15 protein-coding genes are annotated in these 14,342 nt (G+C 61.2%); 6 read left to right on the plus strand and 9 right to left on the minus strand.

From position 1 onward, the window contains the following. Position 1: 1 nt before the first annotated feature. Positions 2-454: a (2Fe-2S)-binding protein gene (locus FOT55_RS00605; protein WP_060432653.1), complete on the plus strand. Its 453-nt coding sequence runs from the start codon at positions 2-4 to the stop codon at positions 452-454. 2 nt (positions 455-456) lie between these two features. Beyond that, positions 457-2,700, plus strand: a complete 2,244-nt coding sequence (locus FOT55_RS00610) for a xanthine dehydrogenase family protein molybdopterin-binding subunit (protein ID WP_147822946.1) — start codon at positions 457-459, stop codon at positions 2,698-2,700. A 38-nt stretch (positions 2,701-2,738) separates the two neighbouring features. Here FOT55_RS00610 and FOT55_RS00615 read toward each other — a convergent pair whose 3' ends face one another. The 6 genes from FOT55_RS00615 to lsrK all read right to left on the minus strand — a co-directional run bounded on the left by FOT55_RS00615 (position 2,739) and on the right by lsrK (position 8,289). Beyond that, the gene (locus FOT55_RS00615) at positions 2,739-3,041 is read right to left on the minus strand and encodes a hypothetical protein (protein ID WP_025301990.1); all 303 of its coding nucleotides are present in this window, start codon (positions 3,039-3,041) and stop codon (positions 2,739-2,741) included. Next, a complete protein-coding gene (locus tag FOT55_RS00620) occupies positions 3,038-3,673 on the minus strand; it encodes an AAA family ATPase (protein ID WP_025301991.1) in 636 nt (211 codons plus the stop codon). Before FOT55_RS00620 ends, FOT55_RS00615 begins: the two co-directional genes overlap by 4 nt. A gap of 272 nt (positions 3,674-3,945) precedes the next feature. Further along, positions 3,946-4,287: an HNH nuclease YajD gene (gene yajD / locus FOT55_RS00625; RefSeq protein WP_004939576.1), complete on the minus strand. Its 342-nt coding sequence runs from the start codon at positions 4,285-4,287 to the stop codon at positions 3,946-3,948. A 54-nt stretch (positions 4,288-4,341) separates the two neighbouring features. Beyond that, a complete protein-coding gene (locus FOT55_RS00630) occupies positions 4,342-5,259 on the minus strand; it encodes a LysR family transcriptional regulator (protein WP_147822947.1) in 918 nt (305 codons plus the stop codon). A gap of 59 nt (positions 5,260-5,318) precedes the next feature. Continuing rightward, a complete protein-coding gene (locus tag FOT55_RS00635) occupies positions 5,319-6,503 on the minus strand; it encodes an MFS transporter (RefSeq protein WP_049295219.1) in 1,185 nt (394 codons plus the stop codon). A gap of 220 nt (positions 6,504-6,723) precedes the next feature. Continuing rightward, positions 6,724-8,289, minus strand: a complete 1,566-nt coding sequence (gene lsrK / locus FOT55_RS00640) for an autoinducer-2 kinase (RefSeq protein ID WP_169540391.1) — start codon at positions 8,287-8,289, stop codon at positions 6,724-6,726. Positions 8,290-8,482: 193 nt separating this feature from the next. Here lsrK and lsrG point away from each other — a divergent pair, with 193 nt between their 5' ends. The 3 genes from lsrG to FOT55_RS00655 all read left to right on the plus strand — a co-directional run bounded on the left by lsrG (position 8,483) and on the right by FOT55_RS00655 (position 10,443). Further along, the gene (lsrG, locus tag FOT55_RS00645; RefSeq protein WP_033642299.1) at positions 8,483-8,776 is read left to right on the plus strand and encodes a (4S)-4-hydroxy-5-phosphonooxypentane-2,3-dione isomerase; all 294 of its coding nucleotides are present in this window, start codon (positions 8,483-8,485) and stop codon (positions 8,774-8,776) included. Positions 8,777-8,863: 87 nt separating this feature from the next. Beyond that, the gene (locus FOT55_RS00650; protein ID WP_025301996.1) at positions 8,864-9,769 is read left to right on the plus strand and encodes an EamA family transporter; all 906 of its coding nucleotides are present in this window, start codon (positions 8,864-8,866) and stop codon (positions 9,767-9,769) included. 83 nt (positions 9,770-9,852) lie between these two features. Beyond that, positions 9,853-10,443, plus strand: a complete 591-nt coding sequence (locus tag FOT55_RS00655) for a LysE family translocator (protein WP_060432658.1) — start codon at positions 9,853-9,855, stop codon at positions 10,441-10,443. On the opposite strand, the gene FOT55_RS00660 is transcribed toward FOT55_RS00655, so the two are convergent. Continuing rightward, positions 10,419-11,246, minus strand: a complete 828-nt coding sequence (locus FOT55_RS00660) for an AraC family transcriptional regulator (RefSeq protein WP_060432659.1) — start codon at positions 11,244-11,246, stop codon at positions 10,419-10,421. The two genes, FOT55_RS00655 and FOT55_RS00660, sit on opposite strands and share 25 nt — an antisense overlap. 69 nt (positions 11,247-11,315) lie before the next feature. Here FOT55_RS00660 and FOT55_RS00665 point away from each other — a divergent pair, with 69 nt between their 5' ends. Next, the gene (locus tag FOT55_RS00665) at positions 11,316-11,534 is read left to right on the plus strand and encodes a DUF7661 family protein (RefSeq protein ID WP_025301999.1); all 219 of its coding nucleotides are present in this window, start codon (positions 11,316-11,318) and stop codon (positions 11,532-11,534) included. Between the two features lie 9 nt (positions 11,535-11,543). Here FOT55_RS00665 and FOT55_RS00670 read toward each other — a convergent pair whose 3' ends face one another. Together FOT55_RS00670 and amyA are read right to left on the minus strand one after the other, a co-directional pair. Further along, positions 11,544-12,392, minus strand: coding sequence for a PA4780 family RIO1-like protein kinase (locus FOT55_RS00670; RefSeq protein ID WP_025302000.1), 849 nt, complete (start codon positions 12,390-12,392; stop codon positions 11,544-11,546). 120 nt (positions 12,393-12,512) lie between these two features. Beyond that, positions 12,513-14,003: an alpha-amylase gene (gene amyA, locus FOT55_RS00675; RefSeq protein ID WP_089184355.1), complete on the minus strand. Its 1,491-nt coding sequence runs from the start codon at positions 14,001-14,003 to the stop codon at positions 12,513-12,515. Positions 14,004-14,342: the final 339 nt, after the last annotated feature.

The raw sequence follows: 14,342 nt of genomic DNA on the forward strand, positions 1-14,342 counted from the left end.
CATGAAGTTCAATTTGAACGGCCAGGCGGTCGAATTTAACGGCGAGCCGGATACGCCGCTGCTGTGGGTGATCCGAGAACATTTTAAGTTAACCGGCACCAAGTTCGGCTGCGGTATTGGCGCCTGTGGCGCCTGTACGGTACATGTCGACGGTAAGGCAGTGCGTTCATGTTGCTATCCGCTGCAATTGGTGCGCGATCGGCAGGTGACCACCATCGAAGGACTGTCCCTCGATCGCCGTCATCCGGTGCAGCAGGCCTGGATTGCGGAGGATGTGCCGCAGTGCGGCTACTGCCAATCAGGCATGATCATGGCGGTCAGCGCGCTGCTGGCGGAACACCCGAGGCCGGACGATCGGCAGATAGATACGGGCCTGACCAATCTGTGCCGCTGCGCCACCTACCACCGGATCCGTGCGGCGGTGCACCGCGCCGCGGACAAGGGAGGATCTTGAGTATGGCGATCACCCGCAGAACCTTGATAAAAGGCAGCGCGTTGGCAGTGGCCGCCATGCTGCTGCCGATATCGACGCGCAGCCTGGCGGCCGTGGTTTCACAGGACATGGCGCCACCGGACGGTCAGCATGAATTGAACGATTGGATCTGGATCGATCGCGATGGGCGCATCGTTATCGGCGTGTCGCAATGTGAGGTCGGGCAGGGGATTTACACCGGCCTGGCCGAAGTGGTGGCGGCGGAGATGGATGCCGATTGGGCGCAGGTGACGGTGAAATTCGTCACCGGCCGTGACGCTTACCGTCAGGTTGCCGGGGGTGAGGCTTTCGCACAGTTTGTCGCCGCCTCAACCTCCATGACCAAATTTTATCAGCGTGCCCGGCTGGCCGGCGCACAGGCGAGAGATTTTTTTCTGCGGGCCGGCGCAAAACATTTCGCGCTTTCACCGGCGCAGTGCCGCACGGAGAAAGGCTGGGTGCTTGAGAAAGGCGGACAGCGCAAGGTCGCCTACTGCGATCTGGTGCGCTATGCCGCCGAGCTGCCGTTGGATCCGCAGCCTGGTTTAAAGAGTGAGGCGCAAGAGCGAGAGAGTGTCATTGGCAAGCCGCTGTTGCGGGTCGATACGCCGGAGAAAGTGGACGGCAGTGCGATTTACGGTATCGATATCGACTTGCCGGAGATGCTGATCGGCGTCCCCTGGATGGTGCCCGATCTCAGCGGAAAGCTGGTCGCCGTGCGCAATGAACGGCAGATTCGGGCCATGCCGGGCGTGGTGGATCTGGTGCTGACCCGGCAGTGGTCGATGAACAACATGGTCGGATTGGATCACGATATGTCGCTCAATACGGTGATCGTGGTGGCGGCGAGCTACTGGCAGGCCAAAAAGGCGGCGGATTTGCTGGAGGTCGACTGGCTGCCGGGCACAGGAAAAGCGCTGACCGATAGCGCGATTGCGGCGGAGAATCTGGCGATGCTGGATGGCGATACACTGGTGCCGGCGGTCGATCGCGGCGAGGCGTCGGCGTTGATTCGTGGCGCTGAACAAGGTTCACGCTTGCATGAGGCGCGTTACAGCGCACCTTATGTGGCGCACGCCACCCTGGAGCCTTGCAATGCCACCAGCCATTACGGCGAGGGCCGTATCAAAACCTGGGGCCCTTTCCAGGGCCAGGACATGGTACGCAACGTTCTGGCGAAAATGTTCGGGCTGAAGCCGACGGATGTGGTGGTGAATACGACCTATCTGGGGGGCAGCTTTGGGCGCAAATATCTGCCGGATGCCGTGATGCATGCTACCGCCGCCTCCCGGGTGGTGGGGAAACCGGTCAAAGTGATCTATCCGCGCGAGATCGACATGCGGCATGAATACTATCGTCCGGCCTGTATCAGCCATTATCGGGCGCTGTTGGATGAAAACGACTATCCGCAGGCGCTGTGGGCGCGCTATGCCGGGCAGTCTCTCTTCTGGCAAATGCGGCGCGAAACGGTCAACGAGGCCGGGGGATGGGATGAAAGTATGGTGGAGTGCGTTTACAGCACGCCGTATCGCATCCCACACCTGAAGGTGGAGGCCGGCATCGTCGATCAGCCGATCTCCCTGAGCTATCTGCGCGGTGTCGGCAGCGTCGCCAGCCTGTTCTTTTTGGAAAGCTTTATCAGCGAACTCAGCCATAAGGCCAACCGGGACGAATATTCGTATCGGCGGCATCTGTTGCAGGACAGCCCGGAAGCGTTGCGCGTCCTGGACGCCACCGCGGCGGCGGCCGGTTGGCAGCATGAACCGCCGTCGGGCGTTTATCGCGGTATGGCGTGCAATATTTGGGTCGGCCGCAATAACGCTTTCACCACCTACGTCGGTTTGGTGGTTGAAATCGCCATCCAGGGGGGGCGACTACGGGTGCTGCGCGCGGTATGTGCGATTGACTGTGGCAAGGTGATAAACCCGAACCTGGTGCGTGCCAACGTAGAGGGCGGCATCGGCTTTGCGCTGACCACCTGTCTGCACAGCGAGCTGCATTTTGAACGGGGCGGCGTGGTGGAAGGGAATTTCGATCGCTATCCGCTGCTCGCGATCGCCGAAATGCCCAAGGTGGAGGTCGTGGTGCTCGATAGCGCGCGTGCACCGCAGGGATGCGGGGAAGTATCGACTGCGGTGGTCGCCCCGGCGATAGCCAGCGCGCTGCATAAGGCCACCGGCAAAACCTATCGTACTATGCCGTTCCCACGCGAGTTCTCGTCGGTGTAACGGCAGCCGCCGGTTTGGCCAGCCGGCGGGCCGTGCGGTCAGAGCTTTTTCAGCAGTTCCAGCAGTTGCGCTTCGCTTTTCTCCGCCAATCCGTCGATCGCCAGTTTGATGATGTCGGAACGGGTGATGCGCACGATGCCGTTGCGCGCCGCCTGCACGATCACTTCATCGATAGCCTCAATGTGGTTGTCCGTCAGGCTGACGGAGATCGCCTTATAGGTGCGCTTGCGGCCGGCCGGTTTGGCTTCTGGCGCGGGCGCCGCGACCGGCAGCGTGTGCGAGGTGGCGCTGTTGATGAATTCGTCTTCCGACATGCGGTGGGTGGGGGTGCGTTTTTTCACAGGATCACCTCTTTCACCAGGCATTCAATTTCGCTCTGCGCCTTTTCGTTGTTCGCCTCGTGCACGGTGATGGCTTCACCCCAGGCGTCACGGTAAATCTTGCGGTCGCACAGGCGGTTGCTCACCAGGGTGAACTCCGGGTATTCGCTCAGCACCTGCGCCGCTTCGTTGGCTTCATTAATGAAGATATTGGTCGGGCACATGTTCAATACGATGTAGCCTTTGACCTTCTCGTTGTATTCCTGCGCGGTGGAGAACATCTCCGACAGATAGCCAATGGTGTCGAGATCCATCTGCGAAGGGCGCAGCGGCGAGAGGAACAGATCGGCGGCCAGCAGGCCGGAGCGCAGTTCGGCGCTGTCGCGGCCGGCGGTGTCGACGATCACGTAGTCGTAATGGCGATCGAGCTCCAGCAGCGTTTCCTTGATTTTACCCGACGCGGCCACCACCGGAATGTGCGGCAGCCCCTCGACGTTCTGACGGTCGTTGTACCAGGTCATGATCGATTTCTGGTCGTCGGCATCGACGATGATCGCCGTCTTGCCTTGCTTAAGAATCAGATACCCGGCGATGTTCACCGCTTTCGTCGACTTGCCGACGCCGCCTTTTTGCGAGCCAATCAGGACAATCATGCTGCCATCTCTCAAGTTATTAAGCTGATAACTTATTAAGTTAATGTGCTTATTAGGTTGATAATCAAACAGGTTAACAAGAACAACTCGCGAACAATATGCACCAACTGCGGCGGCTTGCCAAGCCAGTATGTTGTTAACTGCGCAGCTTATTTTGCGGTGAATCGGCCGGGTGGGTAAGTAGGAATTCTCTGGGAAGTGGCGGAACGGAAGAGAGTTTTTGTTAATTTAACAGCTTAATAAGTTAGTGACCCATTAAGCTGTTGCCGACATTATTTCTTCATCATCGCCTTCAGGTTGGCGAACGGGTTGTGGGTGGCGACGCCGATATCTTTCTGAGCGTCTTCACCGGCCACCACCGTTGAACCGTATTGATCGGCCTCGGTGTATTTCGAGTGCTCGTGGTCGTGACAATACAGGCACAGCATTTCCCAGTTGCTGCCGTCTTCGGGGTTGTTGCTGTGATCGTGATCGATATGGTGCACCGTCAGTTCGCGCAGGTTGGAATAGACGAATTCGCGTGAGCAGCGCCCGCACACCCAGGGGAACAGTTTCAGCGCTTTTTCGCGGTAGCCGGTTTCCAGCTTCGCATAGTTTTTGGGGATATAGGCCATGGTGGTTGTCCGTCGTGAATCACTATGCGGCAAATAATACCACACTGCGTGCGGCTACAACGTGCGGCTCATCTTGCCGTTGTCAAACGTCTCCACCGCCCAGTCGATAAACGCCCGCAGCTTGCCGCTGAGGTGGCGATTGGACGGGTAGACCACGTACATTTGCTCCGGCGGCGGCTGCCAATCGTGCAGCAGACTGACCAGCTCGCCGCTGTCGAGGTGCGGCTGCGCCATAAACCGATAGATCTGGATGATGCCCAATCCGGCCAGGCTCGCCGCCAGCAGCGCGTTGCCTTCATTGATGCTGACCGGGGAGCGCTGTTGAATGGCGATCTCTTTGCCGTGTTCGGCATAGCGCTGCGGGTGGATGCGGTCGTTAAGCGGGTGGCGATAGTGCACCATCGGAAAACCCTGTTCCAGATCGCACGGGTGGCGCGGCTTACCGTGAAGCGCCAGGTAGGCTGGGGTGGCGCAGCTGACCCAGTCCAAATCGAACAGGCGCCGGGCGATCAGGCTGGAGTCGGCCAACGGACCGCTGCGGATCACGCAGTCGGTGCTGTCGCTGATCAGATCGATCACGCGGTCGCCGACGCTCAGATCGATCTGTATCTGCGGATAGCGTGCCAGAAAGTCGGGCAGTGCCGGCAGCAGTAAGCGACGTGCGGTGCCACCGCCGGTGTCGATACGCAGCACGCCCTGCGGAGAGCTTTGCGATTCGGTCAGGCAGCCTTCCATCTGCTCCAAATCCGCCAGCCATTTCACCGTATTCTGGTAATAGCATTCACCTTCGCGGGTGACCGACACGCTGCGGGTGGTGCGCTGGAACAGCTTGGTCTGCAGGTGATCCTCCAGATTCTGGATCAGCTTGGTGACCGTCGCTTTCGGCATGCCCAGCGACTCGGCGGCGCGGGTAAAGCCGCCGGTTTCCACCACGCGGTTAAATACCCGGATAGCGAGCAAATGATGGTCCATAGGTTCTCAACGCCATGCCCCGGCGACGGCCGGGGCATGTTTCTGCAGATAGATAATGATTAACACTGTTTAGCGCCAATCGCGCCGGAGCGCAAGCTGAGGCCGAATACCAGCGTGGCGGAAAGGATCAGCGCACCGCCAAACAGCATGGCGCTGCTGACGCCCTGCCAGTCCACCACCTCGCCGCCCAGCAGGGCGCCGGAAGCCAGCGCGATCTGGATGACGCACACCAACAGCGCCTGGCCGGCTTCCGGCGCCTGCGGCACGGCGGCGAACATCCAGTTGGTGGCGCAGACCGGCACGGCGCCAAAGGCCAGCCCCCATACCAGCACCATCAGCGTGGCGCCGGCGAGGCCGCTGAGCAGCGGCGAAACGATTAAAATGCCCGCCAGCATGGCGGCGATCAGTATGAAGGTGGCGCGCAGGCTGTATTCCCCCAGACGCTCGCCGAGGAAGGTGCCCAGCAGGCCGATGGCGCCATAGGCCAACAGCTGCAGTGAGATAGCCGATGGGCTGAGGACGAACACCTGCTGCAGCAGGGGCCGCAGGTAGGTGTAGGCGGCGAAGTGGCCGATGAACAACAGCACGATGGCGATCAGGCCGATGCGCGCCATCGGCAGGCGCAGCGGCAGTACCAGATCGCGCGGTGTGACCGGCCGGGACGGTGGTACCGAGGTCAGCAAACGCAGCTGCGCCAACAGCACGCCGACCGCCAATGCCGCACCGCCGAAGAAGGCGGCGCGCCAGCCGAACAGATCGCCGATCAGCGCCCCGGCCGGCACGCCGCACACCGCGCCGACCGAGATGCCGCTGAGGATCAGCGCGGTGGCGCGGCCCTGGCTGGCTTCCGGCACCAGATGGCGGCCGTAGTTGGCGGCGAACGACCAGAAACCGCCGACGCAGATGCCCAGCAGCACGCGGCCCAGCAGCATCATCGGGAAGTTGACGGCCAGCGCCGCCACCAGGTTGGACACCATCAGCAGCAGCGACAGCCCCAGCATCAGTAAACGCCGATCCAGACGGCCGGAAATCAGGCTCAATGCGGGAGCGGCCACCGCCGCCACGATGCCGGGCATGGTGACCATCAGCCCGGCGGTGCCGGTGCTGACGCCAAGTGAAGGGGCGATGTTGGTCAGCAGGCCGATCGGCAAGAACTCGGTGGTGACCATGACAAAACAGGCGACCGTCAGCGAAAAGATCGCCGGCCACGGGGATAATGCAGAGTTATCTTTATTATTCAGCATAATGCCGCTCGTCTCAGGTGAATGCGCAGGCCGCGCTCGGGGCGCGGCGTGATCAAAGTCACAATCTACGGCAGGCCGAAGGCGCAGATAAATCCATCTGCGGTGGTTACACTGTTTCTGAAGGGAAACAATCGCGGCGGCGAGTGAAAACGCGGCTCGCGCCGCGCCTAAGAGAAAGGAATAAAACGGCATAAGGTTATGACCGAATGCCGCGTGGCGCTTATAGCCCCGGCGCTTTCCACAGCGAGGTGGTCAGGCCGTTGTCCACCAGCGTCAGCTGATCGGCGTAGACCCGCCGCCAGGTTTCTTTCTGTTCCTGATACAGCGCGTGGTGGGTCATGTCCGGCTGATGCTCGCGCTCCCAGCGCACCAATCGCTCGCCGGTTTCGGCCAGCGACTCGTATAACCCGGCGCCGACGCCGGCGGCGATCGCGCAGCCCAGCGCGGTGGCCTCTTTCACCACCGGTACCCGCACCGTCAGCCCGGTGACGTCGCTGAGGATCTGACTCCACAGTTTGCCCTTGGCACCGCCGCCGGCGAACACCAGCGAGCGTGCCTGCACGCCGGAGAAGGCGGCGATCTGCTCCAGATTGCAGGCGGAGACGATGGCGGCATTCTCCTCCAGCGCGCGGAACAGCGTCTGTTTGTTGCAGCGCTCCGGATCGATAGACATGTTGATGAACGACGGCGCCGCGTGATACCAGGTTTTGAAATGCATGGCGTCGGAAAAGATGGGCATCACGCCGTAGGCGCCCGGCGGCACTCTGGCCGCCATCTCTTCCAGCAGGCTATAGGCATCGACGCCCAGCCGCTCCGCCAGCAGTTTCTCTTCGGCGCAGAACGCGTCGCGGAACCAGCGCATGGTCAGGCCGGTAAAGAAGCTGATGGATTCTGCCTGCGCCATGCCGGGAATGACGTGAGGGTTGATGCGGATGTTCATCTCCGGATCGATGGCCGGCTCCGGCAGGTTGACGATTTGCTGCCAGAAGGTGCCGCCGAGCACCGCCGTCTGCCCGGCGCGCACGATGCCAAGCCCCAGGCTGCCGAGCTGCACGTCGCCGCCGCCCATCACCACCGGGGTGCCGCGCAGCAGCCCGCTTTCCTGCGCCGCCTGTTCGGTGACGCACCCCAGCACGCTGCCGGTCTCTTTCACCGGCGACAGAATATCGGCGCGCAGCCCGGCCATATCGAGCAGCGCCGGCCGCCAGTCACGGCTGCTCAGATCCAGCATGCCGGTGGTGCCGGCGTTGGAAGGATCGACCGCCAGCTCGCCGCTCAGCATGTTGGCCAGCCAGTCGCTGATCATGGTCAGCGTCGCCGCCTGGCGATAGATGTCCGGGCGGTGGTGCGCCAGCCATAGCAGGCGCGGCATGGCGCTCAGCGCCAGCGTCTGGCCGGAGTATTGATACACCTCGCGTTCGAAGCCGTGGTTGTGCAGCTCTTTCAGTTCACTGACCTCATGGCTGGCGCGCGCATCGACGTTGGCACAGGCCCAGATCGGCACGCCGTTGCGATCGTACAGAACGATGCCTTCGCGCATCGAGCAGCAGGCCACCGCGCGGATCGCCTGAGCGCTCAATCCAGCGCGTTGCATTGCCTGGCGGATGCACTGGCAGGCCAGCTGCCAGTTGCGGGTGAGGTCAAACTCCATTGAGCCGGGTACGCCCGGCACCGCCAGGTGTTGCCACTCCGCCTGGCCGTGCGCGATCTGGTTACCCGCCAAATCGAAGATCACGGCGCGAATGCTGCCTGTTCCTGCATCCAGCGCCATCAAGTAGTTATCCATAGCCTATGCTCTCAGGGGGAGGAGTGTTAACTATAGATGCCGCCGTCTTCCCTCGCCGGGGGTGGGGTGGGCATCGCCGGTGCGATTTGTGAGCCAGGCGGCAAAATTGCCGTTGCGGCAGGGCAATCGACGGGAATGAACCTATGGTTGGAAAGCGCCATGCTACGGCGCGCCGTTCAAACAAGGAGCTGTCATGCACGTCACATTGGTAGAGATCAACGTTAAACAGGACAAAATCGACGAATTTATCGACGTTTTCCGCGCCAATCATCTGGGGGCGATCGAAGAGCCGGGCAACCTGCGCTTCGACGTGCTGCAGGATGAGCATATTCCGACGCGGTTTTACATCTACGAAGCCTATCGCGACGAGCAGGCGGTGGCGGCGCACAAGCAGACCCCGCACTACCTGCAGTGCGTAGAGAAGCTGGAGGCGCTGATGACCGGCCCGCGCAAGAAAACCACCTTTATCGGTCTGATGCCGGAATAAGCGCCGGCGTTTGCCGGTGTCCATGTCCCCGGTTTGGTTGTAATCTGCAAGGTAAAGCGAATTTTCAATGGGATAAGCGGGGCGAGGATGACATTGCGCGATCGGCTGTTGGCGCTGTTGGTGGTGGTGATCTGGGGTGTGAATTTCGTCGTCATCAAGTTCGGTTTACAGGGCATGCCCCCGTTTCTGCTGGCTGGGATGCGCTTTTTGCTGGTGGCGTTGCCGGCGATCTTCTTTATTCCGCGCCCGACGATCCCGTGGAAATGGCTGTTGCTGTACGGCATGACCATGAGCTTCGCGCAGTTCGCGTTTTTGTTCGTCGCCATCAAGGTGGGCATGCCGGCGGGGCTGGCCTCGCTGGTGCTGCAGGCGCAGGTGTTCTTCACCCTGCTGTTGGGTGTCGTCCTGATGGGCGAAAAGCTGCGCGTCAACCATTTCGTCGGCATTGCTATCGCCAGCGGCGGCATGCTGGTGCTGGCGCAGGCCAGCCTGCATAAGCCGGGCAGCGGCGCGGTCCCCCTGGCGGGCCTGCTGCTGACCCTGGCGGCGGCGTTTTCCTGGGCGCTGGGCAACCTGACCAACAAGAAGATCCTGGCCGGTTTCCCGCAGCGCAACATTTTGTCGCTGGTGGTGTGGAGCGCGCCGATCCCGGTCGTGCCGTTCCTGGTCTGCAGCTGGCTGTTCGACGGCCCGCAGGTGGTGCTCGCCAGCCTGAGCCATGTGCAGGTCGGCACCTGGCTGGCGATTGCCTATCTGGCGTTCGCCGCCACGCTGTTCGGTTATTCTGTGTGGGGTAGCCTGCTGGGGCGCTACGAAACCTGGCGCGTCGCGCCGTTGACGCTGCTGGTACCGTTGGTCGGGCTGTTCGCCGCCTGGCTGCTGCTGGACGAAGCGCTGTCGCCGGCGCAGTTCGGCGGCGCATTGCTGGTGCTGGCCGGCATGGCGGTCAACACCTTTGGGCTGCCGCGCCGCCGGGCCGTCGCCGTGCGCTAAATTGAACAGGGCAATTCTGTTCAATACGTTGTCGGCGCGGCCCGGCACTCTGGCACCTGTGAATATTTTCTCAGGTGCCCATCATGAATATCTACATTTCCATGGCCGCGTTTGCGCTGGCGGCCTCCATCACCCCCGGCCCGGTCAACATCGTCGCATTGAGCGCCGGGGCGCAATTCGGCTTTGGCGCGACCCAGCGTCACGTATTCGGCGCCACGCTGGGGTTTACCCTGTTGCTGTTACTGCTGGGATTGGGCATGCATCAGCTGCTGATCCTGTGGCCTGCGCTGACCCGCTTGATTCAATGGGCCGGCGTGGCCTTCCTGCTGTTTATGGCCTATCGGCTGGCGTTTGACGACGGCAGATTGGGCAACGGCGCGACGCAGGCGCCTTCCTGTTGGTACGGCGCACTGATGCAATGGCTGAATCCCAAGGCATGGTTGGCGTCGGTGGCCAGCCTCGGCGCTTTTGTCGGCGACGGCGACATCCGGCTGCTGTGGCAGTTCGCCGGGCTCTACTTCGTGATTTGCTATGTCTCGGTGGCCTGCTGGGCCTATGTCGGCGCGATGCTGCGCGGCCTCCTCAGGCAGGCGCGCAACGTGCGGCGTTTCAACCGCGCGATGGCGCTGCTGTTGGCGGTCAGCGCCTGCTATCTGCTGGCGGAAGGTTTTTGATATTGGCCGGGCGTGGCGGCCAGCAGCTGTTTGAAGGTGCGTTGAAAGTGCGCCTGATCGGCAAAGCCGCTTTCGCTGGCGGCCGCGGCGATCGGCAGGCCGCTTTTCAATAGCCGATGGCCGTGCTGCACGCGGCGATTGACCAGATAAGCGTGCGGCGTCATGCCGTAACGCTGGCGGAAGGCGCGGATCAGGTAAGAGGGCGAGAGCGCGGCGGCGCGGCAAATATCGTCCAGCGTCAGCGGCCGGGTGCAGTGCGCGTCGATAAACGCCGCCGCCGCTTCCAGCCGGGCATGCGGCGGTGTCTCCGGCTGGCGGCCGCTGCCCAGCCCGAGCTGCAGGGCGCTGAAATACTCCACCATGGCGATCTGTTTTTCCAGCGCGCTGCACAGCGGATCCGTCAGCAGCGCATAAAGCCGATTCAGGCCGTGGAACAGCACCGGATCGCGGCTGTGCGGCTGGCTGAAGGGAACAAAACGCTCGCCTTCGCCCCCGAGCAGCTCCTGCTGCAGCGCGCCGATCCAGGCGAGATCGAGATAGAACATGATGTATGACCAACGGCGGTCGGCGATCGGATTACAGGCATGCGCCTGCTGCGGGTTGATGACAACCAGATCGCCGGCGCTAACCTGCATGCGCCGCTCGCCGTTGACATAGGTGCTGACGCCGCCGGTGATGGCACCGATGGAAAAGAATTCGTGGCTGTGCAGGCTGTAACACGCCTGGCGGCCATCCGCGATGGCGCGGGCTTCGACGAACGGCAACTGCGGATCGCGCCAGAACTGCGGCGTTTTTTCACTCATACGCTTTCCTTTTCACTGCGGTGGCATCACAGTGTTATAGCCTGAAAGCGACGAGAGGGGGAATGGCGGATGATGATTTTTAACGTGTTCGGCCGTCTGCTGGGCGTGAAGCGCATCGGGGATGAGTGGCGGCTGTTCCGCGTGACGCTGCCGGAGCGCAAGTATGCCCCCAGCCACGATATCGTGCTGCCGGCCGATCTGCGCGAAGAGGAGATCGCCGGCTATCTGGGGGATATTTATCACGAGGCCGCGACGCCGCAGCGGCCGGACGTGTTTCGCGTCGAATAGCGCGGCGCGTTACTCTTCCGCGTTGCGCGCCATGATGCGGCGCTGGTGTTCCTCGCTGGCGGCCTGGATCTCTTCCAGCACCGAGCCGACATCGGCGCGCTTCTGGATTTCGCTGAACCGGCCGCTGAGGGCGCTGTCCGGCGTCAGATTGCCTTCCTGATACAGCGCCCAAATCTCTTTGGCGTATTGGCTGTCGCGCAGTTCCGGCGCGAATTGGCCATAATATTCCGCCAAATTGTTGATATCGCGCTCGAACATGCTTTTGGCGTGATTGTTGGCGGCGGCGTCCACCACCTGCGGCAGATCGATGATCACCGGCCCGTCTTTATCCATCAGCACGTTGAATTCCGACAGGTCGCCGTGCACCAGCCCGGCGCACAGCATGCGCACCGCGTAATTCATCATCAGGGCGTGATCGGCGCGCGCCTGTTCCGGCGTCAGGATGACATCGCTCAGGCGCGGCGCCACCAGACCTTCTTCGTCGGTAATCAGCTCCATCAGCAGCACGCCGTCCAGGCAGATATCCGGCTGCGGCACCCGCACCCCGGCCTTGGCCAGCAGATACAGCGCGTCCACTTCGGTGTTTTGCCAGGCTTCTTCCTGCTGCTGGCGGCCGAATTTGGAGCCTTTGCTCATGGCGCGCGCGTCGCGGCTGTTGCGCACCTTGCGCCCTTCCTGATAGTGAACCGCCTGCTTGAAGTTGCGCTTCTCGGCCTCTTTGTACACTTTGGCGCAGCGGATCTCATCGCCGCAGCGCACGATAAACACGTCGGCTTCTTTGCCGCTTTTCAACCGGCGGATGACGTCGTCGATTAACCCGTCATCCACCAGCGGCTGGAGTCGTTTTGGAATTTTCATGCAGCCTTGTACCCTATTTAGGCTCCGGTGTGAATGGCTTGCGCAGTTGATAGCGTAAGTTAGACCCGAAAGGCAAACATTAGTTTTGCCGCCGCGGCATCATTGCGCGGCGGCGGGCGTTCACAGGCTGCCTGCCGGCACCCAGACGCTGACGCTGCCGGCGTTAACCGGGAAATGGGCGCTGCCCTGGTCGTCGGTGGTGATTTCCTCCTGGCGATTACCGAGGAAATCGCGCCAGGCGGTGTGCGCCAAATCGGCGCCCAGCGCGATCGTCTTGCCGCTCTCGCCGCCGTTGGTCAGCACCACCACGCAGCCGGGGGCCTCGGCGGTGCCGGCGCGGCTGAAGGCCACGCAGTGGCTGTCGTCGAAGTAGTCGGTTTGCGGGCCGTTGGCGAAGCGCTGGCGGGCGGCGATCAGCTTCTCCAGCTCCGGGATCGCCGGCATGTCGATCTGGTATTCGCCGCCGTCGCGCCCCTTGTCGCGGTAGCTGGCGCCATACAGGTCGGGGTAAAACACGCAGGGCACGCCCTGTTCGCGCAGCAGGATCAGCGCATAGGCCAGCGGTTTGAACCAGGGTTCCACCGGCGCTTCCAGCGATTGCAGCGGCTGGGTATCGTGGTTGGCGACCAGCGTCACCGCGTGGGCCGGATCGGCGGCGGTCAGGGTATCGGTGAAGATCTGCGCCATGTCGAAGCCGTCGCCCTGTTTTGACGCCTGATGAAACTTCAGGTGCAGCGCCACGTCGAACAGCATCACCTTGCCGTCCACCAACTCGATATATTGTTGCAGCGCGCCGAGATCGTGCGACCAGTATTCGGCAACGATAAACAGGTCGCGCTGCGCGCTGCCGCGCACGTGATCCGCCCACTCTTTGAAGAACCAGGCGGGAATGTGTTTGGCGGCGTCGAGGCGGAAGCCGTCGCACGGCAGCGTGTCCAGCAGCCAGCGCGCCCAGTATTTGAGTTCCTCCGTCACCGCGGCGTTGCGGAACTCCACGTCGGCGCCCATCAGGTAGTCGTAGTTGCCTTTCTCGTCGTCGACCTGATCGTTCCAGCCGTCGTCGCCGTAGTCGTTGGCGATTTTAAACACCCCTTTGTCGTCCGGCTGCTCAACATAGTCGACGCCGCTGAAGCATTTGTAATCCCAGATAAACTCGGAATGCACGCCCTGGCGACCGGGAAAGGTGAAGCGGGTGTAGGCCAGCGCGTCGAAGCCCTGGTCGTCGATATCGTTGCGGTTGTTGGCGTCCACCTTGAATACGTGTACCCGTTCTTTTTCGTCCGCGCCGAGCTTGTGGTTGAACACCACGTCGTAGATCACCCCCACGCCGTGTTCGCGCAGCGTAGTGGCGGCATGTTCCAGCGCCGCCTTGTCGCCGTATTTGGTGGCCACGCTGCCTTTCTGGTCAAATTCGCCCAAATCGAACAGATCGTAGGTGTCGTAGCCGACGGAGTAGCCGCCGGAAGCGCCCTTGCAGGCGGGGGGTAGCCACAGATCGGTGATGCCCAGTTCGGCAAGGTGCGGGGCGCGCTCGGCGGCCTCCTGCCACAGTTTGCCGCCGTCGGGGTAGTACCAGTGGAAGAATTGCAGCAGGGTGGTTTTTTTCGTCATGAGCCAGCGTCCCGGTTAGCCAGAAGGAAAGGAGCAGTTAAAGCATGGGCTACTTTTGGCAAAAGGGACAATGGCGTAGGGGAGCGCGCGAAGGCAGGCGTAAATATGTAACCGATATTGACGGGATAGCGATTAAGTTGCTGCTATCAAGTTTTCACGTTTTAGTTTTTATTAACTATTTTTCAAATAGATATTTGCTTTATTTTTTGTTATGTCAAATTTTGATGTTTTTACTCTCATTTTCATTGGTTTTTTATTTTAATTTTAAATATTAATTTGTATTTAAGTTTTTAAAATAATCAATTAAATGGTTTTAAATTCTGGTTAATGAAATGTTTT

Origin of the sequence: Serratia bockelmannii (genome assembly GCF_008011855.1) — a bacterium.
Lineage (GTDB): Bacteria > Pseudomonadota > Gammaproteobacteria > Enterobacterales > Enterobacteriaceae > Serratia > Serratia bockelmannii.